General features: G+C 68.8%; 22 protein-coding genes and 2 pseudogenes. 19 read left to right on the top strand and 5 right to left on the bottom strand.

The window, feature by feature from the left end:
* Window positions 1–56 precede the first annotated feature (56 nt).
* Window positions 57–620, bottom strand: coding sequence for a DNA-binding protein (locus ACGFYH_RS34205; RefSeq protein ID WP_393807060.1), 564 nt, complete (start codon window positions 618–620; stop codon window positions 57–59).
* A 368-nt stretch (window positions 621–988) separates the two neighbouring features.
* On the opposite strand from ACGFYH_RS34205, the gene ACGFYH_RS34200 reads away from it, so the two are divergent.
* Window positions 989–1,153: a hypothetical protein gene (locus tag ACGFYH_RS34200; protein ID WP_393807059.1), complete on the top strand. Its 165-nt coding sequence runs from the start codon at window positions 989–991 to the stop codon at window positions 1,151–1,153.
* Between the two features lie 313 nt (window positions 1,154–1,466).
* On the opposite strand, the gene ACGFYH_RS34195 is transcribed toward ACGFYH_RS34200, so the two are convergent.
* Entirely contained in the window at window positions 1,467–1,700 is a 234-nt protein-coding gene (locus tag ACGFYH_RS34195) for a DUF397 domain-containing protein (RefSeq protein WP_393807058.1), read from the bottom strand.
* The gene (locus tag ACGFYH_RS34190) at window positions 1,697–2,602 is read right to left on the bottom strand and encodes a helix-turn-helix domain-containing protein (RefSeq protein WP_393807057.1); all 906 of its coding nucleotides are present in this window, start codon (window positions 2,600–2,602) and stop codon (window positions 1,697–1,699) included. The genes ACGFYH_RS34195 and ACGFYH_RS34190 overlap by 4 nt, the downstream gene beginning before the upstream one ends.
* A gap of 192 nt (window positions 2,603–2,794) precedes the next feature.
* On the opposite strand from ACGFYH_RS34190, the gene ACGFYH_RS34185 reads away from it, so the two are divergent.
* Genes ACGFYH_RS34185 through ACGFYH_RS34165 form a run of 5 tightly spaced genes read left to right on the top strand, consistent with a single transcriptional unit; the run spans window position 2,795 to window position 7,631 of the window.
* The gene (locus ACGFYH_RS34185; protein ID WP_393807056.1) at window positions 2,795–4,288 is read left to right on the top strand and encodes a hypothetical protein; all 1,494 of its coding nucleotides are present in this window, start codon (window positions 2,795–2,797) and stop codon (window positions 4,286–4,288) included.
* A 38-nt stretch (window positions 4,289–4,326) separates the two neighbouring features.
* Window positions 4,327–5,328 (top strand): asparaginase, encoded by a 1,002-nt coding sequence (locus ACGFYH_RS34180; RefSeq protein ID WP_393807055.1) that lies wholly within the window; start codon window positions 4,327–4,329, stop codon window positions 5,326–5,328.
* A 32-nt stretch (window positions 5,329–5,360) separates the two neighbouring features.
* On the top strand, window positions 5,361–5,840 hold the full coding sequence (locus tag ACGFYH_RS34175) for a PPC domain-containing DNA-binding protein (RefSeq protein ID WP_393807054.1): 480 nt from the start codon (window positions 5,361–5,363) through the stop codon (window positions 5,838–5,840).
* A gap of 13 nt (window positions 5,841–5,853) precedes the next feature.
* Window positions 5,854–7,122, top strand: a complete 1,269-nt coding sequence (locus tag ACGFYH_RS34170) for a hypothetical protein (protein ID WP_393807053.1) — start codon at window positions 5,854–5,856, stop codon at window positions 7,120–7,122.
* Window positions 7,119–7,631 carry an NUDIX domain-containing protein gene (locus ACGFYH_RS34165; protein ID WP_393807052.1) on the top strand — a complete coding sequence of 171 codons (513 nt, stop codon included), beginning with the start codon at window positions 7,119–7,121 and terminating at the stop codon, window positions 7,629–7,631. Before ACGFYH_RS34170 ends, ACGFYH_RS34165 begins: the two co-directional genes overlap by 4 nt.
* Here ACGFYH_RS34165 and ACGFYH_RS34160 read toward each other — a convergent pair.
* Window positions 7,604–8,671: an aldo/keto reductase gene (locus ACGFYH_RS34160; protein ID WP_393807051.1), complete on the bottom strand. Its 1,068-nt coding sequence runs from the start codon at window positions 8,669–8,671 to the stop codon at window positions 7,604–7,606. The genes ACGFYH_RS34165 and ACGFYH_RS34160 overlap by 28 nt on opposite strands.
* Window positions 8,671–9,123 carry an ATP-binding protein gene (locus ACGFYH_RS34155; RefSeq protein ID WP_393807050.1) on the bottom strand — a complete coding sequence of 151 codons (453 nt, stop codon included), beginning with the start codon at window positions 9,121–9,123 and terminating at the stop codon, window positions 8,671–8,673. The genes ACGFYH_RS34160 and ACGFYH_RS34155 overlap by 1 nt, the downstream gene beginning before the upstream one ends.
* 1,359 nt (window positions 9,124–10,482) lie before the next feature.
* Between ACGFYH_RS34155 and ACGFYH_RS34150 the strand changes: the two genes are divergently transcribed.
* From ACGFYH_RS34150 to ACGFYH_RS34090, 13 genes and pseudogenes are all read left to right on the top strand, one after another.
* On the top strand, window positions 10,483–10,866 hold the full coding sequence (locus tag ACGFYH_RS34150) for a hypothetical protein (RefSeq protein WP_393807049.1): 384 nt from the start codon (window positions 10,483–10,485) through the stop codon (window positions 10,864–10,866).
* A 284-nt stretch (window positions 10,867–11,150) separates the two neighbouring features.
* Window positions 11,151–12,074: a Scr1 family TA system antitoxin-like transcriptional regulator gene (locus ACGFYH_RS34145; RefSeq protein WP_393807048.1), complete on the top strand. Its 924-nt coding sequence runs from the start codon at window positions 11,151–11,153 to the stop codon at window positions 12,072–12,074.
* A gap of 133 nt (window positions 12,075–12,207) precedes the next feature.
* Window positions 12,208–12,759, top strand: a pseudogene (locus ACGFYH_RS34140) (SAM-dependent methyltransferase); the annotation flags it as partial.
* 45 nt (window positions 12,760–12,804) lie between these two features.
* A pseudogene (locus ACGFYH_RS34135) lies at window positions 12,805–13,123 on the top strand (glycoside hydrolase family 15 protein); the annotation flags it as partial.
* Window positions 13,124–13,343: 220 nt separating this feature from the next.
* Window positions 13,344–13,835, top strand: coding sequence for a sigma-70 family RNA polymerase sigma factor (locus ACGFYH_RS34130; protein WP_393807047.1), 492 nt, complete (start codon window positions 13,344–13,346; stop codon window positions 13,833–13,835).
* A 235-nt stretch (window positions 13,836–14,070) separates the two neighbouring features.
* Entirely contained in the window at window positions 14,071–14,937 is an 867-nt protein-coding gene (locus tag ACGFYH_RS34125) for a hypothetical protein (protein ID WP_393807046.1), read from the top strand.
* An 18-nt stretch (window positions 14,938–14,955) separates the two neighbouring features.
* The gene (locus ACGFYH_RS34120) at window positions 14,956–15,438 is read left to right on the top strand and encodes a LuxR C-terminal-related transcriptional regulator (protein ID WP_393807045.1); all 483 of its coding nucleotides are present in this window, start codon (window positions 14,956–14,958) and stop codon (window positions 15,436–15,438) included.
* Complete coding sequence (locus ACGFYH_RS34115) at window positions 15,435–15,986, top strand: DNA-binding protein (protein ID WP_393807044.1); 552 nt, start codon at window positions 15,435–15,437, stop codon at window positions 15,984–15,986. Before ACGFYH_RS34120 ends, ACGFYH_RS34115 begins: the two co-directional genes overlap by 4 nt.
* Before the next feature lie 83 nt (window positions 15,987–16,069).
* Window positions 16,070–16,633: a hypothetical protein gene (locus ACGFYH_RS34110; RefSeq protein ID WP_393807043.1), complete on the top strand. Its 564-nt coding sequence runs from the start codon at window positions 16,070–16,072 to the stop codon at window positions 16,631–16,633.
* The gene (locus tag ACGFYH_RS34105) at window positions 16,630–19,095 is read left to right on the top strand and encodes an ATP-binding protein (protein ID WP_393807042.1); all 2,466 of its coding nucleotides are present in this window, start codon (window positions 16,630–16,632) and stop codon (window positions 19,093–19,095) included. The genes ACGFYH_RS34110 and ACGFYH_RS34105 overlap by 4 nt, the downstream gene beginning before the upstream one ends.
* Window positions 19,096–19,126: 31 nt before the next feature.
* Window positions 19,127–19,561: a roadblock/LC7 domain-containing protein gene (locus tag ACGFYH_RS34100; protein ID WP_393807041.1), complete on the top strand. Its 435-nt coding sequence runs from the start codon at window positions 19,127–19,129 to the stop codon at window positions 19,559–19,561.
* 1 nt (window position 19,562) lies between these two features.
* On the top strand, window positions 19,563–19,922 hold the full coding sequence (locus tag ACGFYH_RS34095) for a DUF742 domain-containing protein (protein WP_393807040.1): 360 nt from the start codon (window positions 19,563–19,565) through the stop codon (window positions 19,920–19,922).
* 34 nt (window positions 19,923–19,956) lie between these two features.
* Window positions 19,957–20,151 (top strand): hypothetical protein, encoded by a 195-nt coding sequence (locus ACGFYH_RS34090; protein ID WP_393807039.1) that lies wholly within the window; start codon window positions 19,957–19,959, stop codon window positions 20,149–20,151.
* Window positions 20,152–20,186 lie beyond the last annotated feature (35 nt).

Here is a 20,186-nt window from a genome sequence, read left to right as displayed (position 1 = left end):
AAGCCAGTCAAAGTAGCCTATGGATAGGCGACTTTGACTGGCCAGGACTCAGAATGTCAGGCGCCTTCTCGGAGGCTGTCGAGTCGATGCTCAGTCAGCGCCAGTGCGACTTCGGACTGGTTGAGCGCGTGCTCGCCGTTCTGGATGCGCCACTGAAGACGCTGCACGGGCGGGGCGTCTGCTTCCTGGAGCGCCAGGTCACCGAGCTCGTGCAGCTCCACGTACGCACCCTGCAGCTGCTCCTCGTGGTGCGCCGACCGGACCCTGAGGCGGGCGACCCGCTCTTTCCACCAGTTCACCCGCGACTCGCGGTCGAGTGCGGTCTTCCCTTCGAGCCAGGCGCGGAGCTCGGCCTGGTCGACATCGCCGGGGAGCCCGGTGGCCAGAGGCCCCTCGGGTTCCGGCATGTCGATGGGAATGTGCGACAGCAGCACCGTGGGGGTCGTGTCGAGCGCGTAAGCGATCGCGACGAGGTCGTCGACGGTCACAGGGCGAGCGCATCGCTCCATCTCCGCAAGGGCGTCGGCTGAGATCGGGTGATCGAGCATCCGGAGCACATAGGCCAGCTCGTCGACGGTCAGCTCGCGCAGCTGGCGGTAGTGGGTGATGGCGTCGGACACAGCAAGAGACGTGGGAAGGGACGACGGCATGCACCGATCATAGGCATGCCCGGCGCAGCCCCAGACGAGTTGTAACGTACTCCCGATGAAGCTCTCTGACTTCCAGAGATCCTCATTACTCTCTGACCGTCGTCCCGTAGATAGTCACAGAGGCCCGGGAGCAGTCCTCTGTGCAGACGGGTTCGAGTTCGCGGTGCTCGGCGACCACGAGGTCGACGTGGCCCGGCTGGCCGCGCGGGTACACGCTGAAGCCGAAGCGGAGATCGGCCGCTGCTACCTGGAGCCTGACCCACATGGCGGGCGGGGGGGGAAGCTTGCCATCAGGGATGGCTGCGGGTCGGCTGATCGCTGATCTTGAGGGCGGCCCGATGCGAATCGTGGTCGACGGCCGGACCCTGCCGTGGGACGAGCTGGGTGAGGCGTTGTACTCGTTCGGGGGCTGGCGGTTTCACCTGATCATCGACGATCCCCTGACCGATACGCGATCGGATGCGGGCAAGGCTGCGTTCAGCAAGCAGCACTGGCCGGGTTGAGCACGCCTGTCTCTTCTCCCCCGTACTCCCCACCGGGCGTCCTAACCGGACGGGCTGCCGCTCGCCATCGAGATCATCGGTCCCTACCTGGGAGAGCGCACCGTCCTCGAAGCCGCCCTGCAGCTCGCACAGCGACTGCCTGAGCCGATCCAACCTCCCGCCTTCACAGCCTGACCCGTCCGAATCGCTAGATCCTGCCACCGGCCCGCGCCACCGGAGAAGCCTGTGTGAGTCTCGATATTGGGCAGCAACACTCGGGGCGGCCCCATCTGCCGCGGGGCCGGCCCGATTCGTGCGGTGGGCTAGGGCGACGTCACAGATCGAGGATGAAGTCGAAGTCCGTGTCTTTCGCACCCAGCAGCCACGCCCTGGCCTCGGCCGGGGTGTACACCTGGGGCAACCGATCGGGATTCTGTGAGTCACCGATCAGTACGTGGCCGTTCTGCACGCCGACGCGAACGCAGTTGCCTCCGCCGCCGCTGTGGGTGGACACCGTCCATTCGACCGCCGTCAGGTCGAACGAGGAAGGGTCCGGCTTCGCTGTCACTGTTCTAGCTCCTTGATCCTTTTCTTGAGACGCGAGCGCGTCTCATCGGGGTCCAGCGCTCGCTCCCACAGATCCGTGAAGGTTGCGGAGTAGCGCTGTACGTCGTCACCGCCGTCGAAGTACAACGAGCTGACCATCGTCTCGACCCAGACGACTTGGCGGGAGGCCTCTGGGAAGGTCATGAGGACGAACGGTCCCGCTGACCCCGGATGCAGGCCGATGGTGTCCGGCAAGATCCGGATGGTGGTGCGAGGGTCCTCTGACTCCTCCAGGACTCGCTCCATCTGCAGTCTCGACACGGCCGGGTCGTCGCCGACGACGCGGAGCGCGCGCTCGTCCACGAGTGCACGGAAGTCTGTGAGGGCGCCCGCTCGGACGTGCTGCTGGCGGTCCATGCGCACGTCGACGAGTGCTTCGACCTCTGAGTGCCGCAGATCGGGCCGCATCCGGGCGATGACGAGGTAGGCGTAGTCCTCGTTCTGACAGAGACCTGGCCAGAGTTCGCCTTCATAGTTCTCCAGCCTGGCGGCCCGGCGCTCCATGAGCAGGAAGCCCTCGAACTGCATGGGCCCGAGCAGGTGCGAGTTGCGCCGCCAAAGGGCAGGGCGCGGCCGGCCTGCTGGCGTGGTGTCGGCTCCCAGCAGTGCCAGGATCTCTGAGCTCTCGGACTCGCTGGCCCTGTAAACCTCGAGCAGCGCCGCGACGAGATCGCGGGCCACGCGTCGACGCTGGCCGCACTCAAGGCGGCTGATGCCGCTCGCGTCGATCTTGACGCCGCGCTGGCGCAGCACCTCGTGGCGGGCAACGTCACCTTGCGTGAGGCCCCGGCGCTCGCGCAACTGTTCCAGCCGCAGGCCGACTTCACTGAGGGTCAGCGACCACGGCGTCTTCGCTTCTGGCATGGTGGCCAGTCTGACGGCTCGCCACGCCGCCTACAAGCAATATGGCCGAGCAATTTGCTCGACCATATTGCTAACGGCTTGCCTTTGGGAGCATCCTTGCCAGGGCCACGAAGTGTGCAGTCCCTGTCGCCATGCGTGGAGGTCGGGTCGCTGCTCTGCTGCCCGTAAACATCCAGGGGAAGGGCTGTCGCGATGACTCCGACGCTGTTCAGCCTCCTGCTGAAGGAACGGAACCTCACCACCTGGGAAGTGTTCTGCGTGCCCTACACCGCAACCGGTCGGCGGCTTGCCCAGGAGACCAACAACCGTCGCCTCGCCACGGTTGGGCTCGGGCGCACCACCTTCGACCGGTGGTCCTCCGGCACCTGGTTCGGCCGGCCCCGCGATGAGGCGGCGCAGATCCTAGAGCGAATGTTCGGGCATCCCGTGGATGTGCTGTTCGCCCCTGCGGCCGAGGTGAACGAGCCCCTGGCGGCCATAGGGTCAGCGGCGGCACAGATCGGATCCCGCTGGCCCACCTCGAGCCTGCTGATCCCCGCCGGCGGCCCTGCCGGGACCTGGGAGATCACAGGGCGCCAGCGCTTGGACGGGACGAGTGCCGCAGTCCACCTTTTCTCCGTCACCAAGCAGGGCGAGGAGGTGAATCCTCAGCAGCTGGGCCCGGATGCCCAGCGCGACCTGGAGGGGTTCTTACGTCCAGCGCGCCGCGGGTTCCTCGTAGGAGTGGAGGAGCGACTCGGCGACTTGGACCTGTACGTCCGCGAAGCTGCATCCGCCCGTCGGGCGACCCGCCCGGGGCCGCAGTCACCCGGAGCTCTGTCGATACCCTCGGCCTACCTCTTGGACGACCTCACCTACGGCATCCTCTGGGCGCTCACTCAACTCGACGACGGTCTGCTGGCGGATGACCAGGTTCTCGACAGCGAGCGCCACATCATCGGCACCTACCTCTCCTTGCCGAGATCGGCACCCAGCAAGTTCCTCGTCGACCTGAGCGCCGCAGGCAGCAGCTTCATGGGGTCTGCGTTCTGCGCCCAGCACATCGAGCAGGAACTGGCCGAGGCTTCGGAGGTGCCGACCTTCTGGACCCGCGAACAGAGCGGAGAGGAAGTGGCCCCTTGGCTGTTTTTCAAGCACAAGCTCGACTACCTCCAAACCCTCACCCGCTTCCACAGTAGCTCAACGCAGATGGTGCGGGTATTTTGCCTGCCGGAGAACGAGATCGCCCAATCAGAGCGGTACGAGAGGGTCCTTCTGCTCTTGTCAATCGCTCTCATGGAGCGCCTCGGAATCCAGGTACGGGTGATACCGAAGCCGGAGTACGCCGAGGTGGACGGCGTGGCCCTCGTGCCCGGCCACCGAGCCGTCGTGGCGAACTGGGTCCGGGCTCCCGGCGGTGCGCTCTGGGCCGCCGGCAGCACCTCGGCCCGGGGCGACCTGCGCACGTACGCATCGGCGTTCACGGACGCTCAGAGCAACGATGTCCTCGCGGGGGCCCCGGACCCAGCAGGACGACTGCGAATCCTCTCCAGCTACCTGGATCTGGACTGGGGCTGGTTGACCTCCCGGTGCCGCTCGCTCGGCGAGTACGGCGTCGCAGGCCTCGTACGCCCGCGCAGTCGACTTCTGACGGTTCAGGCCCTGGACGAGACCCTGCTCTTTCTCGGCAAGCTCACCAACGAGTGAGACCTGACCACGCTGTCCCCAGAGATGGAAGGCCCTTCGTGTCCCTTGCTGCGCAGCACCGCTCCGTTCTCTTCCTGGCCCTCGGTGGCACCATCGCCATGACCCCCAGCACCTCGGTACCAGGCGTCGCGCCCACGCTGACCGGTTCCGATCTGGTGGCCGCCGTGCCCGGTCTCCGGGGCATCGCGGTGAGCGCGGAGGACTTCCGCAAGCTGCCCGGTGCGTCACTGACGATCAGCGACATCGTCGACCTGGTGCACAGGCTGGAGCAGGCCAATCGTGAGGGCATCGACGGGATCGTGGTCACGCAGGGCACCGATACCCTGGAAGAGACCGCGTTCCTGACCGACCTCTACTACCGGGGCAGCGCACCGGTGGTCTTCACCGGGGCTATGCGCAGCGCCGCGGCAGCGGGCGCTGACGGCCCGGCGAACATCCTTGCCGCCGTGCAGACGGCCATCGATGCCGGACTGCATGAAGCCGGTGTGTTCGTCGTCATGGGCGACGAAATCCACTCCGCCCGGTACGTCCGGAAGACGCATACGACCAGCCCGGCCGCCTTTGCCTCGCCGGCGACGGGCCCTGTCGGATATATGGTGGAGGGAACGGTCCGGCTCCGGCATCCGCTGAAGCGCACCGCGCCCGTGGTCTTGCCCCTCACCCCCGCGCCTGTCCGGGCCGAAGTGGAGGTAGTTACCGCGTCCCTGGGCAGCAGCGGGATCCTTCTGGAAGGGCTGGAAGAGAAGGTCGCCGGGGTGGTTGTGGCCGCCTTCGGCGTCGGCCACGTACCCCAGACGTGGGTTCCGCGGCTGGCTGCTCTGGCTGAGGCCATGCCGGTCGTCCTCGCATCGCGCATCGGCACGGGGCCCGTACTCACCTCGACCTACGCCTTCCCCGGCTCCGAAAGCGACCTGCTGGCCCGGGGCCTCATCGGCGCAGGCCCGCTCGACCCGTACAAGGCCCGCCTGATCCTGGCCGCCCACCTGGCGGCCGGCACGCCGCGCGAGGCGATCGCCAAGGCCTTCCTCGACTACGCCTGACCCCAGTAGCGATCACGAAGGACTCCACTACCATGCGCTTCGCCCAGATCCGTACCGGCCGGCAGTTCTTACTCGCCCTCGACCACGGAGAGGACTTCCTCGACGGGCTCACGCGGTTCTGCGAGAACCAGGGCATTCGGTCCGGATACATCCCCATCTTCGTCGGCGGATTCCAGTCGGCGCGGCTTGTGGGTTCCTGCGAGCCGCTCGCCGACCCCGAAGCCCCTCTGTGGGAGGAGATCACGGTCGAGACGCTCGAGGCGCTCGGCGGTGGGACGCTCGCCTGGAACCTGGACAAGGACTGCCTGGCGCCCCACATCCATGTCGCGACTGGCATCAAGGGTGCGGGGGCCGAGGGACGGGTCTCTCACCTGCTCGGCGCGACCGTACAGTTCATCTCCGAGATCCCCATCATTGAAGTCCTCGGCGACACGGAGGGCCCGGCACTGACACGGCGCCGGAACCCCTCTCTCTACGACGTCCCGCTCCTCGGCTTCGGCCCCGGCATCTGAGAGGGGGCCGGCGATGCGCAGGGCGATCCTCTTCCCGAAGGTGGTCGCTGAGCGGCGCATGCGCGTCTACGAGACGTTCACGGTGCACTTCCAGCGGGCGGCCAAGGAAGTGGCTCAGCTCGACGCCGACCCTTCCCTCGCCTCGGTGTACGTCTCCCGGTCCACCTGGGACCGGTGGATGGCCGGGGACATCAAAGGGCTTCCTCGCCACCCAACCTGCCGGGTCCTGGAACACCTGCTCAATGAATCGGCCGAGCGGCTGTTCGGTCCGGCCGAACCAGGAACCGGCGCTGGGACCGGACCCGAATCGGCAGCGGGAGGCACGCCCTCGCCGGGAATCCTCGAAGGGGCGCCGCACGTCGCTGCTCTGGAGTCATTCCGGCTGGCGGATCGTCAGCTCGGGGGAGGCCACGTCTACCGTTCCGTGGTGCACTACCTCACCACCGTCGTCGCCCCAAGCCTCTTCGGCGCGACGGAGTCGAGCGAGGACGGCGAAGGAGTTTTCGGCGCTGCGGTCGTGCTCACGGAGATGGCGGCGTGGATGGCTCACGATGCCGGCCGGGACGACCTGGCCTCCGGGCACTTCGACCGCGCCCTCCGGCTGGCCAAGAGCCTGACCGACGTGACCGCGAGCGCGAACGTACTGGCAGGCATGAGCCACCTGGCCCTACAGACCCAGCAGGTGGACGTCGCCACCGACCTGGCCCGCCGCGGTCTGGCGCGGATTGCCGGGGGCCCACGGGTTCCGGCTCTCTCGGCACGCCTCCATGCCATGGAGGCCCGGACACTCGCCCGGCGCGACGAGGGACGCCGTGCACGGGAGGCTCTCGACTCCGCACGCGACGCCTTGACCCTCGCGGCCTCCCTTCCGGCATCGCCGTGGGTCGCCCCGTTCGACGAAGCGGCCCTGGCCAGTGAGGCGGCCTCCGCGTTGCTGGATCTTGGCGCGCTTGATGCCGCGGCTGAGGAAGCGGCGCGTGCACTGGCACTGCGTGACGCGAGCCGGGTGCGGAGCCGGGCCTTCGGGCAGGTCACGCTGGCGCGGGTCTTGCTGGCTCAAGAGCGCGTCGACGCAGCCTGTCAGGTCGGCCTGGAGGTGCTGACCGCTGGCCAGTCCGTGACGTCGCTGCGACTGAGCAGCCAACTTGCGCTGCTGCAGAGCGATTTCGATCACCACCGCCAGGTTCCGGAAGTCCGTGACCTGCTCTCGCGCATGGCCGAAGCTGCTCGACACCGTAGATTACTGCTCAGCAGTCTCGCGCTCCCGGAAGGTCCTCAGTGAACGATGTACCCAGGCCAGGAGAGCCGGGCCGCGACGCCTACCTGGCCGAAGGAAACGCCAAGCAGGCCCGGAAGCGTACGGCCGCCGATGCCCTGGTGCGCGACGAGACGGGCCGGTTGCTCTTGGTGAACCCGAACTATAAGGAGGGCTGGGACCTACCCGGGGGCATGGCCGAAGCGAACGAATCCCCCGATGAAGCGCTCCGCCGCGAGCTCCGTGAAGAGCTCGGCCTGAGCACCACCAGCCTGCGTTTCCTGTGCGTCGACTGGGTCGAACCGCATGGCCCGTGGGACGACTACCTCGGCTTCGTCTTCGACGCCGGGGTACTTCCGCCCGGACAGGCGGCCGAGTTGAAGCCCCACGACGTGGAGATCTCCGAGCTCGGCTTCTTCAACGTGCCCAAGGCGCTGCAACTGCTGCCGTCCCGGCAGCGGGCGCGGGCGGAGCAGGCTCTGCAGGCCTTGAACGACGGGGTCCCGCGCTACCTCCGCAACGGCTTCTCCGGCTGAGCCGGAAAGATCGCGCGTCCAGCCGGGTCGGTCGTCTCTACGATCACCGTGCGAGCTTCGGGAAGGCGCATCGCGTTCCGGATGCCCTGGAAGACCTCCTCGATCATCGCCATGTCCGTGGCACACAGGGGGCCGTCGAGGCAGTCGAAGTACCGGTTGACCTCCGTCCGGTCGCCCACACCGATGGACACTACGGCGTTCTGCGCCTGGTGGAGGATGAACCGTAGGGCGACTCGGAGCCGGGCATTGGCCGAGCGGCCGAACCGGTCGGCCAGGACGGACAGGCCGTGGTCGATTGCCGCGGTCTGCTTCTCGGCCTGGTTCGCCGCCCGGGCCTCTAGGCGTGGTCGTCTGCCGGCGAGGATGCCGTTGGCCAGCGGAGCGGCGATCAGCAAGCCGACGCCGTGGCGTTCGGTGAAGGTTCCCAGATTCTCGCCGTCACCGATGTCCGGCAGGGGGAGCAGCCCGTTCGCCCGTGTCCAGACAACGTCAGGGCGGATCTCGTCGAAGAGTTCCAGGAAACGACGGACGTAGCGGGGCGAGGAGCAGCCGTCCGGGCCTCGCAGGCCGATGGCTCGTATCTGGCCGAGATCCCGGAGGGTCCTCATTTGCTCGACGACGGGGGCGAGGTAGCGATCGCCCATACCGAAGTCGTACGACTCCAGCGTATAGACGGCGAGTTCAGCGAGGTAGAGGTTCTCCAGCGTCTGTTCCAGTTGATGGCGCACACGCGGGCCGGCGTACGGGTGAGGAGCAGACCCCAGGACACCCCCCACGGTGCTGGATACCTGCACCGTGTGGCCCCGGTTCTCTTTGAGGATCTTGCCGACGAGCCGCTCGGCGTGACCATGCAGGTGGCTGTCTGCCGTGTCGACAAGTTCCACGCCTGCCTCCACTGCGCAGCGCAGGCCGTCGAGCAACTTCTCGTCGTCCGGCCGGCTGATGCTCGTGGACCACCGTGAGGTGCCCGTGCCGACGCACAGGGGATTCAGGAGCAAGCCCGGGGCCACGGGCCGGCGGGGAAGATCGTGGGGCAGCATCAGTGCGTGCCACCCGCTCGATAGAGGAAGACCGCGACGACCCGCTTTCCCGCCTCGTCGCTCTGCACGCGCCAAGCACTGGCCAATTCATTCACCAAGAACAGGCCTCTCCCGTTCACTTCCTCATCGCCGACCGGTGCCAGCTTCAGGGGCACTGCGGCCATGTCGCCATCGCGGTCGCGGACCTGGACCACCGTCCCCCACGAGAACAGGTCGAGGCAGACGTCGAGTGCCTCCCCGGCGTGTGCAACCGCATTGCCCACCAGTTCGTCGGCCACCAGGACCACATCGTCCATGAACTCTGCCGGGGCCTGGGTAAGCACCCGACGGACTATGCCGCGAGCAGCGCTCTGCGGTGCGTCGAGGCCACGGAGGTCGAGCACGGCGTGCGTCAGTGGACGACCGAGGCTGCATTCCTGGCCTTCTTGCAAGGCGACGCTGGGACCAAGCACGGGGTCACTCCTCGCTGCATTCACGATGCCCGGGGTCGGACTGGCAAGTCCTGGTGAATACGGTCGCTGATGACGCGGCGCTGGCGACAGAGAAGTCCGACCCCACTTCTCCCCACTTCATCGCCGAGAAGGCGAACTTCCGGGCACCCAGCACAGGCCGCGGAGGGCCGAATGCACACACAAGGGCTAACTCCGCATGGCCAATTCATCATGACAAGCAACAGCGGGTACGTCTCCCAACACCCGCCGCAGCTGAAGAAGCCGTCTCGAAAGAGGCGCCAAAACCAGCCCTTACCTGGCAGAACGCAGAAGAAGGCCCCTCCGCACCCCCACGCACCCGCCAAGTGGGCCCCTTATCGCGGTACATGATTTCCGGTCAAGCGATTCCGGTGAAGTGGGGCGAAGTGGGGTGGCATGGACGGCGCGACCGCCAGACCCGTCGCGCATGTCTCGACACACCGAAGAATGACCGATTTATCCCATTCTGACGACGGGGCTAGCAAGGGGGAGTCGGCAAACGGAGACCACTCTCCAGCACCGAAGTGGGGAGAAGTGGGGGTGGCCTTTTGCTACCGGCAAGGCTCCCCAAGGGCAACGCTATTCACAGCTTCAAGCGATACCAGGAACACGCGATTCGGCTGCGCTGCCCCTGGGCGACACGCAGGTTCAACGCGGTGAACCCTGCTGCCCCTGGTGCCCTGCGGTCAGTGACGCACCGTTCACCAGGGGCAGTGCAGGACACTGCGGCACCCCGTCTACACACCCCAGAAGGGAGTAGTTGATGAACGCCCACCCCACCGCCGAACGCCGCATGATCAAAGTCTTGGCCACGGCAGAGGCCACCGTCGACCACCCCAGGAACGGGGCGAGCGCCAGCGCACGGCGCAGGACCCCCGTGCAAGCCCCGCGCTGCCTTGCCCTCGGGCTCCGTGCCTCAACCGGGAGTTGCCCGGTGCGACCCCAGCATCGTGGCCCCCGCAAGGTCGGAGCGAGGCACATGGGCATAGCGCCCGTGCCTCCCGGCTGCCGCGGCGAGGGACTCCCCCGCGGCAGCCGGTCCTCCCTTTCATCCCTGCCCCTCCAGCGCCGCTTCCCCCAAGGAATCAGACCTGAACGCGGGGCTCTGGCTTCCCGCACCCGGGTCACCGTCTGGACGACAGCCGACTCCTGCCTGGGCTGTCGTCCAGGTCGGCGCCGCGCCTGCCCCCTGACACCCGCGGCGCCCTGTCCAGTACTGGTACCGCGCCGGACGCCCCCGCCACGGCGCGGCACCAGAACCCCGATCACTCGCTGGAGACCGTCCTCATGACCTTACGCAGTAGGTACCTGTGGCACATCGCTCTCGGTGAGCGTCCACCTGTGGAGCTCCCTTCGGACCTGGCCTCGGTTCGCGTGGGCCTGGCGCTCGGGCTGCCGACGATCGACGCGCTCGTCGGGGACGGCTCGGACGTCGGACCGGTGAGGTACTGCCTGGACCATCGCCAACTCGTGGTGCCGGTGGAAGCTGAGACGGTTCACCGGTGGAGGGCCCCGCACTCCGACTGCGTCCCCGCCGCCCTGACCTGGAACTGCGACGCCGGCGGCTACCGCGGCTGTACCGGCCTGTGGGTGACCCGCCCCAACACGAACCGGAACGCGGTCACCCCGGCCGGCGCGTTGCACGACGCGCTCAGCCTCACCCGGGCACGTCTTCGCACGGCGTCCGGCAGCTGCTCGAGTCACCAGGAGGCTCGTTGTGCGTAGACCTCTGTCCGGCAGGAGCTTTTGGCGCCCGGACCGTGGCCACCTCCGCATCCTGACGTTCGCCCTCTCGGTGATCATCCTCATCTACGCCGGATCCGTCCCGAGGTAGGGATGACCGCCACCGCACTAGTCATCACCGTCCTGATCGTGCTGGGTCTGGGCGCCCTGGTGCTCCTCGGCCTCCGGCTGACCGCTCGGCAGCCTGGGCCGGCGATGGATGCCCCTGCCCCGTCCCCACCTCTCGATCTGCCCTGACCACCCTTACACCCACGCAAGGACCTTTCATGCTTCACGCTGTTCCGTCGCCGCTGGCCGAGGTGCAGCAGGCGCCTGCCCGGATCGTGACGGGCCTGTACTTGCGGTGCCTGCGCAAGGCACGGGGCATCAGGCTGGCGGACGCGGCCCGCGACACCCGGGCGTCCACGTCAGCGGTCAGCCGGTGGGAGCGGGCTGAGTCTCCTATCCGGCCGGACACGCTCGGCACGTTGCTGCGGCTCTACGGCGTGGCGGACGACCACGCAATCTTCCTGGTGGGGAGCCTGCCGTCGCAGGATTACGACCGCAGCAGGCATGAAGAGCGGGGTGAAGGCCAGCGCGCCCCGCACGACTGCTGGGTGGACGTGGCCTGTGACGAGGCGACGGCACGTCATATCGCCGTGATGCGCTCGGCGAGCGAGGTCGTCCAGTATTGCCTGCAGGTGCCTGCTGGTCTGCGCACCGAGGCCTACCAGCGGGTCGCGCTGGACTCGAACGTGTGCGCTGATCCTGATGAGCCGGTGCTTGGGCTGCCATCGTGGGTGCACCACGTGGACTGGGCCGAGCGTCAGCGGCGGACCGTGCTGCTGGACGAGACCGTGCTGACCTGGGGACGCGGCGATCACCCCGCGACTGTGGCTGGCCAACTGCGGCATCTGGCCGATCTCGTGAGCCGGGAGAGCTCTGACGGGCAGGGCCTGACCATTCGCATCCTCCCGACGCAGAGGGCACTGTTCATCCACACCGTGGGCGCGACCGCCGGAGTGACCCTCCATGGGCACCGCATGGTGGTGACGGTCGGCCTCTTCCCTTGCTACGAGACCGGCTCGGGCGCCGCCCGGGTTATCAGCGCCGGCCTCCACGAGGCCGTCGGCGCCGCGTGGAGCCGTGAGGCGACGTACGAGGCACTCGTGAGCGCGGCCGAGGGCGTGGAGCGGAGGACCGCCTCGTGATCACCGTCATTCGGCTGCTCGCTCTCGATGAGGCGACCTTCGCCCGCCGCGCCCTGGCGCAGCGGTGTCCCGACGGCGCGGGCCGCAGGGTCTCGTGTGCTGATCACGGCCGTGCGCATGTGGGGGTGGGCGCATGACCTCCGGGTTCCCAGACGGCTACTTCAAAAGGCCTACCGTCGCTCAAACGCAGGACCATCTCGACAGCGGCACCGACAACTACCTCCCGGACCGGGACTTCGCTCGCGACCTGGTCGCGGCGGCGCCGTGGCTGCCTGCCAGCGTGCGCGTCAACCGTGCACACGGCCCCCGTGTCCTGAACTGCCTAACGCGGGAGCACGGCATCACTCAGGTCATCGACCTGGGATGTGGCCTGCCGCACGACGACAACCGCGACGTGCCCGGCGCGGTGCGTCGCATGGTTTACGTCGACTCCGACCCCATGGTGGAGGCCCACGCGCGGATGGCCCTGGCCGAGCGGCACGGCACGACATCGTTGCGGGCGACTCTCGAGGACATGCCGGCCCTTCTGGCGGCCGGACCGGTCGCGGGGCTCAACCGCGGCCGTCCGATGGGGGTGCTGCTGCACGACGTCCTGCCGTGGCTCGACGACGAGACGGCGCACACCACCCTGGCGGCGCTGAGGTCCTGGCTGCCGTCCGGCTCCGTACTGTCCGTCACCCACGCCACCACGGACACGGCGCCCGAGACGATGACCTCCCTCACTCGCCTCCTGGACACCACCGCACCGACGTATGGCGAAGCCCTGACAACGTGCTCAGACGTCACCGTCACCCAGGGAGAACGCATCAGCTTCACCCTCACGTGGCATCCCTCCCACCGAAACCCGCCCGCCGTACCGGACGCCGAGGAAGCACTGGAGGTGACGGAGAAGTTCTGGACGGACTGGGCCAGCCACTGCACGTACGACGGCCCGTACCGGGAGGCCGTAGTCCGCTCGCTGATCACGCTGAAGGCACTCACCTACGCCCCGACCGGCGGGATGGTCGCTGCCCCCCACCACCTCCCTGCCCCGGGGCCCCGTTCGAGACCGAAGCCGCGCTCGCGGTCCTGTCCGAGCGATTCCCCAGATCGCATGGGCTGGCGCGAGCGAAGGCTGCGAGCCGCAGGCCTCCCTCTTCCGCACCGACGTTCGCATCGCTGCCGTCGTGCTGCGCGTGGGTGCGGCAACGTTCACGCGCAGGAGCTGACAGCGGTCCCGGCACACCTCGTCCTATCACCCATCTCAACTTCCCCGACCTAGGAACCCACATGACCACCGCCCCGCCGACTACATGCCTCACCGAGAGCCAGCGGCGCGCCGTCGCTCCCCTCGTCTACGGCGCTTCCAACGAAGCGATCGGTGCCCGGACCCACCTGTCCGCGGAAGGAGTCGCCAGTCATCTCCGTACAGTACGCAAACGCCTGGACCGGCGTGGCTGCTCGCGGCCCGTCCTCGTTCACGCCTTGCTCAGCATTGGTGAAGTATCAGCGCCGGTGTGCGAGCGGGCCTGCCCCGACTTCAGCATGCCCGAGCTGCGGCTCATACGGGCGATCGCCGAGTACTCCCGCAACGAGGACATCGCACAGGCCGTCGGCGTACGGGCCGACGACGTACGGGCCGAGATCGATGCCGCCGTGGCCACGGCATGCGCGGACAACGCGACGCACCTGATCGGCCTTGCCCACGCCTGGGGCGTCTTCGGCGCCGCACGGGGCGCCAGGCCGTCCGCGTCAGCGGTCGCCGCGGAGGCTGACAGGTGAGCCGCACCAGCCGCACGCTCCCTGCGGATCAGCACAGCAGGAAGCCCGCATACCGCATCCGGTGATCCGAACGGATCGCCGCCGAGACGACCTGGGCCCACCCCGACCCGACCCCCGCCTGAGCCCTCATGTGCGGGGCCCCGCGATCCCACGCCGCCGCACACGGGCCCGCACCTCCGGCCCCTGTCCGCCGCAGGGGCCGGAGGCACCCGACACCACCGACCCGGAAGTGACCATGACCGCGAAACCCCTGACGGTGTCCGAGCAGGCCACCGCGGGAAACGCCGCCACTGCAAGACAGCAGCTCGAAGAGGCCCTGAAGGAAGCCGACTTCCTCGCATCGATCGAAACAGCCGACGACGGGCTGTCCTTGCACGTGACGATGTACAGCAGCAAGTGCCGCTTCGGTGACTCCGTCGAGGACTCCACCGAATGGCTGCACCAGACCGGCATCGACGCCACCGCCGCGCTGGACGAGAAGACCTTCCGGGTCGTGATGACCCTTCCCAGCGCCGATTCCGTGCGGCGGTTCATCGCGGCGCTGCTGCAGCCCTGGATCACCGCCCGCACCACCGCCGCAGCCCTCGCCGATGTACTTTCCGACCACGGGCTCGACTGCACCATCGACGTCGGGACGGCGTCCCTCTCCCTCCTGGTGACCGACGACGAGTTGGACGCGGCCGTCCTGCTGGCCCACCTGCTCGGTGCCCCGGACATCGGCACGGATCTTCCGCGTCACCGCCCCCGCGGCATCCGCCGCCTCACCGAGCGGGTCCGCTGGCTGATCACCGGGGTAGTCGGATCACCGGTGTCCACGGAGATCGAGCACGGCTGCGCGCATGAGGCAGACCGCCTCACGATCGAGCTGACTCTCGAACAGGCGCGCCGTCTGACCCAGCGCCTTCTGCTCGCGGAAGTCGCCGACCCCTCCGCACGGCTCCAACGGCTGCTCGGAAAGACCGTAGGCACCGGCGCCTCCGTGACCGCGCCCGGATCCGACCGTTACACGATCACCCTGGACCCCGAGCAGGCGCGCCGCCTGACGCACCGCCTCGACCCCGACCTCGACGTCGCCCCTGCCCGTGGGCTGACCACCCACTGATCTGGAAGCCACACCACCATGACTACCATCCTGTTGCCCACCACGCCCCTCACCAGGGCGGAGAAGGATGTCGCCGCGCTCGCGGCGGCCGGCCTGGGCCTGCACACGATCGCCGCCCGACGAGGCTTAGCGCCCTCGACGGTCAAGAAGCACCTCCATGTGCTGCGCTCGAAGCTCAACTGCACCGGCGCCCCCCAGCACCTCCTCGTGCACGCCATCCTGTCGGCCGGACAGGCACCGGCACCCGCAGCTCTGCGGCCCGCTCCCGACGTCAGCCCCGAGCAAGTGAGGCTCTGGCGCGCGCTGGCCGCCCACCGGCTTGCTCCCGACGTGGGGCAGGCCGCCGGCATCGGTCGCTACGCGGTGAAGAGGCACACGGCGCACCTCCTCACCGCGGTCGGCGCCCGCGATCTCACCCACCTCGTCATCCTGGGTCACGCCTGGGGCCAGCTCACCGAGGCGAACCCCGCCCGGGCGCACGCATCGGGAGGCGACCGGTGAACGAGACGCGCGCAGCAACCGACACCCGGGCGTGCGCCCCCCTGAGCACAGAGCTGAGGGAAATGGTCGTTCCGCCCACCAAGCCGCCTTCCCTGTTCACTCCTACCGAGTGGCGTGTCGTGGAGTACCTCGTGCGGGGCCTGACGCCGGTCGAGATCGCCGCCGAACTGAAGCGGTCGATCATTACGACGCACCGGCATCTCCGCTACCTGCGCTACAAAACTCACTGCCCCACACGCTGCCCCCTCCCGGTCCTCGTGCACCGCCTGCTCACCTCATTCCAGGCCACAGCTCCGGCCACCGACCTTCCCGTGCCGGATCTGGACCCGGACGAGGTGAGGCTGCTGCGTGCCCTTGCCGAGGAGAGCACGCCTGTCGGCCGCGCCACCGCCACCGGCCTCTCCCCTGCCGCCGCAGCCTCGGCACTCAACGCCCTGCTCGGCAAGACCGGAGCGGCCAACGCCACCCAACTGGTGGCCCTCGCCCACAGCTGGAAGCTGCTGCCCAACAAGCAAGACCGCACCGAGCGGAACGGAGCGGCCCAGTGAGCACGCTCCCGAGCCGCACCGCCCGAGACGGACGCCCGGTCCCGGCGCCTTTCAAGCTGGCGTCTTCGACCGCCGTGTATGAGGTGCGCACGTTACGCACGGACGCCGAGCGCGCAGAAGCCGCCGCCCTCGTGCAGGACCGCCAGCGCTGGCTCGACCAGCGCGGCCTGCGGCTGCCTCCCCCCACCGACATCCCAGCTCTCTTCCGCAACCCGCAGACCAGGCCGGCCGGCCTGCTCGAGGACGGGAAGCTGTTGGCCTGCCTGATCCCCGAACACAGCCCCCGACTCAGCTGGGGAGAGGGCCCCTGCCTTTACCTGGGCTGCGTCCACACCCTGCCCGGCCAGTCTGACGACATCACCCGGCTGATCACCCTGTGGGCATCCGACCTGGCCGCCCAGCTCGATCTCCCGCTCGTACGGACCGAGACACCAGCCCGCTACGCCCTCAACGCCGGGTCCACCGCCGCCCTGCTGCGCCGGCTCACCGACATGGGATGGAACGTACGAGGGTCCGGTACAGGGCGGGAGGGTGAGCGGGTCACCCGCCTCGAACTCGGCGCCGAGGACCGGCCCAGGCTGAGCGCGTTGATCGCCTGCCGCGTCCATGAGCTGCTGGATGGCACGGACGACCGGAGCGGATTATGACGGTCGCCGAACCGAAGCGGCCCGACCTCGCCCGCGAGCTGATCGCCCGCGCCCAGGCGTCGACCGCGCACCGGGCCAAGCACGTACGCAACCCGCTCGATGCTGTCCAGCTCGGTCAGAGCCGTCACGCCGCTTACGCCAACACCAACGTGCTGCGCCGCATCCTGGCCGAACACGACTGGCTAGGCCACCGCCTCGTCGGCCCGGCCGCGCGGGTGTACGGCATCGGGTCTAGTACCGACTCGGCCCGCTACCGGCTCGCCCTCGCCGCCCACCACCAGGTCCCGGCCACAGCCGTACGCGGCTGGGTGGTCGACGTGCCGTCGGAGTACGTCCGGGCCCAGCTGTCCGCGCGACCGCGCCGGATCAATGCCGGCATCGGCCGCACCCGCTGCGGCACGGCCGTCGCAGTCCTCGGCGCGCTGTGCAAGACGCTCAGCGTCAGCGACGACACCAAGGTGCTCTCCGTTAACTACGACGGCGTGTGGCTCGGAATCCCGTTGCAGTTCTCCGCGGGCCGTCCGACCGTGACCCTGTCCGCTCTGCAGTCCGAGGTCGACCCGCTCCTGATCCGGTTCTCACCCCACCTCAAGGGCTTTGTGCGAGCGCTCGAATCGGGATCCGGATCGGCTGCTGGGGTCGACCCGCTCCTGATCCGGTTCTCACCCCACCTCAAGGGCTTTGTGCGAGCGCTCGAATCGGGATCCGGATCGGCTGCTGGGGTCGACCACGCCCGCCGTCTGGGGCGGCTACCTCCTCCCCACGGCTACCTGGAATCTCGGGTCCACCTGGTGATGGTTGCCGAAAGCGCCCAGGAGCTGCTCGCCCGCATCGCCGCCGAAGGTGCAACTGCCGGACCGCGGCCCCACGTCTGGTGGCCCCCGGGTGTCCGAGCCCCCGTCAACCCGCCGAAGCCCGCTGGGCCCGTGACCGTGAGGAAGCGCATGTCTGAGCACCGCCGGCCGACTCAACTCCGCCGCCGCGCACCCGGATCGGTAGCACTGACTCAGTCCTCGCTGCGTGGGCTGGTCCTGCGGCCGATGCTGGGGGCCGGTGTCGCTGTCGTCGTCGCCGGGGCCGCTCACCAGGCAGGTCAGCTTCCCCTCCCGGTGGCAGCTTCCAGCGCGGCCGCGGTCTGGATCGGCATGACCTTCCACGGCCTGCGCCGCGCAGATGCCGCCCTTGCGGGTGCCAACGTTCACCTGGAGAACGTGGTGAGCGGCCTCGAAGAGCTGCGCACAGCGGTGAGCGAAACCCTGGAGCAGGTGGAGACGGGAACGCTCAACAGCGCCCCGGCCACGGCACCGTCGCAGTTCAGCGGCTCTCTCAGCGCCGACCCGGTGCTCGCCGTCGAGCAGCTGCTGTTCGTCGTGCAAGGCGAGGTGGAACAGGCCATCGCCAGTGCCGCACAGCTTCAGCAGCACAACGTCCTGGGGGAGCGCGCGCAGACGGACCTGCTGCGCACGATCGCTCAGCGGCAAAGCGCGCTGATTGCCCGCGCGCTGGAAGCCCTCGACAAAGCCGAGAGCAGCGTCGAGGACCCCGACATCCTCGACAGCTTCTTCCGCATCGATCATCTGGTGACACAGCTGCGCCGGTCGGCAGAGAACATCGCGGTCCTGGGTGGCCAGCCCCTCGCCGGCCGCAGCCGTACGCCGCTGCCGGTGTCCACCGCCTTGCGTCGCTCTGTCGAGGAGATCGAACGGTACGACCGGATCCAGATCACGCCGCCCCCGGACAAGCTGGCCTTTCCCGGTCACGTGGGGCCGGATCTTGTGCATCTCCTGGCCGAGCTGCTGGAGAACGCGGTCCGGTTCTCCGACTCCCGCACCCGGGTTGTCCTGACTGCGACTGAGGAGCAGGGCGGCCTGGTGATCGCCATCCGCGACCAGGGTATATCAATGCAGCTCGCCCAAATGGTGCAGCTGAACGCGCAGTTGGACGCGCCGGAGACCGTGGATGTGTACGCGCGGCTGAGAACGGGTGCCATCGGCCTGGTGGTCACCGGCCAGCTCGCCCGGCGCTGCGGCATCCGGGTCCAGTTGCGGGCCAACCATGACGGCCCCGGCCTGACCGCCTTCGTGCTCATCCCGAACTCCGTCCTGACGACCGCCTCCGTGCCCCAGGTCCGGAGCGCACCTGCACCCGCGCGGGTCGCGACGTCGTACAGGGAACGCCTCGAGCCGCTGGCGCACCACGGCGACTACGGGCCGCCACGCCCGGCGGGCGCCTCCCACCCGAGCCCGGTGGGAGCGGCACCGGCCGCGCGTCAGCACACGGCCGTGGCCCCGACGGAAGGGCGCATCCCTCTGCCCGTCCGCCCGGCCCAGGCCACCCCCCACCACGGCTCGGCTCACACCGCCGCTGCGCCGGTGACGAGCAAAGGTCCCACCCCCGGACTCGTGGCGACGTACCGCCAGGGAGTCCAGAGGGCAGCGCAGCACCGCCCGGACGGCGAGTGAAACCCCCTACCCCCCGATCTGGAGAGTTCCCATGTCGCAACGCACAATCGAGCTGAGTCCCCTGGGGCAGATGCTGGCGGACTTCGTCGACCACACCCCCGGGGCGGTCGCATCCGTCCTCGTCACGTCCGACGGCCTGGTGGGGGAGTTCCACGGCCTCCCCGAGGAGGGCGCCGACACCCTGGCCGCCGCGGTCAGCGGGATCGCGTCCCTGGCCAACGGCGTTTTCCGGGACGCCCCCGGCGAGGTGCAGCAGACCGTGGTCGAGCACGACTCCGGCACCTTGTTCGTCATGCGGGCGAAGGTTCCGCAGCAGGTCGAAGGCAAGGTCGGGAACCTTCTAGCGGTCCTCACCAGCGACACGGCCGATGCGGGCGTGGTCGGCTACGCGATGCTCCAGTGGATCGACAGGATGCACGAGCACCTGCTCAACCCCGTCCGCACCGCGCCGCGGCCGGTCCAGTGACGTGGTCCGCCCTCACCCTGACCCGGCCGCCGCAGCGGTCGGCTCGCGGCTGCGCCCCTACACGCTCACCGGCGGGCGCACCCGGCCTGACTACCCGCTGCAGCTGGATACCTTTCTGTCGGCGCGTCCCGCGCCGGCCGACGTGGAGCTCGGGCCGGAGAGCGAGTGGATCCGGCTGCTGTGCGCGACGCCCCGGGCTGTCGCTGAACTCGCCTCGCGCTTGGGGCAGCCCGTCCAGGTCGTCAAGATCCTCGCCTCCGACCTGCTCCACCTGCGCGCCTTGGCCGTCACGGAGCAGAACGACGACGGCCCCACCCAAGAACTCCTGGAGACGGTCCTTGTCCGGCTACGCGCCCTATGAGGCGGCACCCTCGCGCCTGTGCAAGCTAAAGATTGTGGTGTCGGGAGGTTTCGGCACCGGCAAGACCACGATGGTCGGCGCGATCAGTGAGGTCCGGCCCCTGTTCACCGAAGCCCCGATGACGCAGGCCAGCGAGGGCATCGACCGGCTGGACGGGGTGGAGTCCAAGACGGGACCTGTCCCCGAGTGGTGGACACCTCTGAGCCCGGCCCCGGCAGGGGCCGGGTAGGAGGGATCTCTTATGGTGATGAAGGTCTACTCGCC

Source organism: Streptomyces sp. NPDC048392 (assembly GCF_043200575.1).
Classification (GTDB): domain Bacteria; phylum Actinomycetota; class Actinomycetes; order Streptomycetales; family Streptomycetaceae; genus Streptomyces.
The sequence above is the reverse complement of the archived record's forward strand: the minus strand, read 5'-3'. Positions and strand labels throughout refer to the sequence as shown.

Bases quoted from the DNA above. Each gene is read 5' to 3' on its own strand.
- ACGFYH_RS34175 (WP_393807054.1), top strand. From the start codon at position 5,361: ATGCGCTTCGCCCAGATCCGTACCGGCCGGCAGTTCTTACTCGCCCTC.
- ACGFYH_RS34200 (WP_393807059.1), top strand. From the start codon at position 989: ATGCGAATCGTGGTCGACGGCCGGACCCTGCCGTGGGACGAGCTGGGT.
- ACGFYH_RS34160 (WP_393807051.1), bottom strand. From the start codon at position 8,671: ATGCTGCCCCACGATCTTCCCCGCCGGCCCGTGGCCCCGGGCTTGCTC.
- ACGFYH_RS34125 (WP_393807046.1), top strand. From the start codon at position 14,071: ATGACCGCGAAACCCCTGACGGTGTCCGAGCAGGCCACCGCGGGAAAC.
- ACGFYH_RS34100 (WP_393807041.1), top strand. From the start codon at position 19,127: ATGTCGCAACGCACAATCGAGCTGAGTCCCCTGGGGCAGATGCTGGCG.
- ACGFYH_RS34105 (WP_393807042.1), top strand. From the start codon at position 16,630: ATGACGGTCGCCGAACCGAAGCGGCCCGACCTCGCCCGCGAGCTGATC.
- ACGFYH_RS34120 (WP_393807045.1), top strand. From the start codon at position 14,956: ATGACTACCATCCTGTTGCCCACCACGCCCCTCACCAGGGCGGAGAAG.
- ACGFYH_RS34190 (WP_393807057.1), bottom strand. From the start codon at position 2,602: ATGCCAGAAGCGAAGACGCCGTGGTCGCTGACCCTCAGTGAAGTCGGC.
- ACGFYH_RS34170 (WP_393807053.1), top strand. From the start codon at position 5,854: ATGCGCAGGGCGATCCTCTTCCCGAAGGTGGTCGCTGAGCGGCGCATG.
- ACGFYH_RS34130 (WP_393807047.1), top strand. From the start codon at position 13,344: ATGACCACCGCCCCGCCGACTACATGCCTCACCGAGAGCCAGCGGCGC.
- ACGFYH_RS34185 (WP_393807056.1), top strand. From the start codon at position 2,795: ATGACTCCGACGCTGTTCAGCCTCCTGCTGAAGGAACGGAACCTCACC.
- ACGFYH_RS34145 (WP_393807048.1), top strand. From the start codon at position 11,151: ATGCTTCACGCTGTTCCGTCGCCGCTGGCCGAGGTGCAGCAGGCGCCT.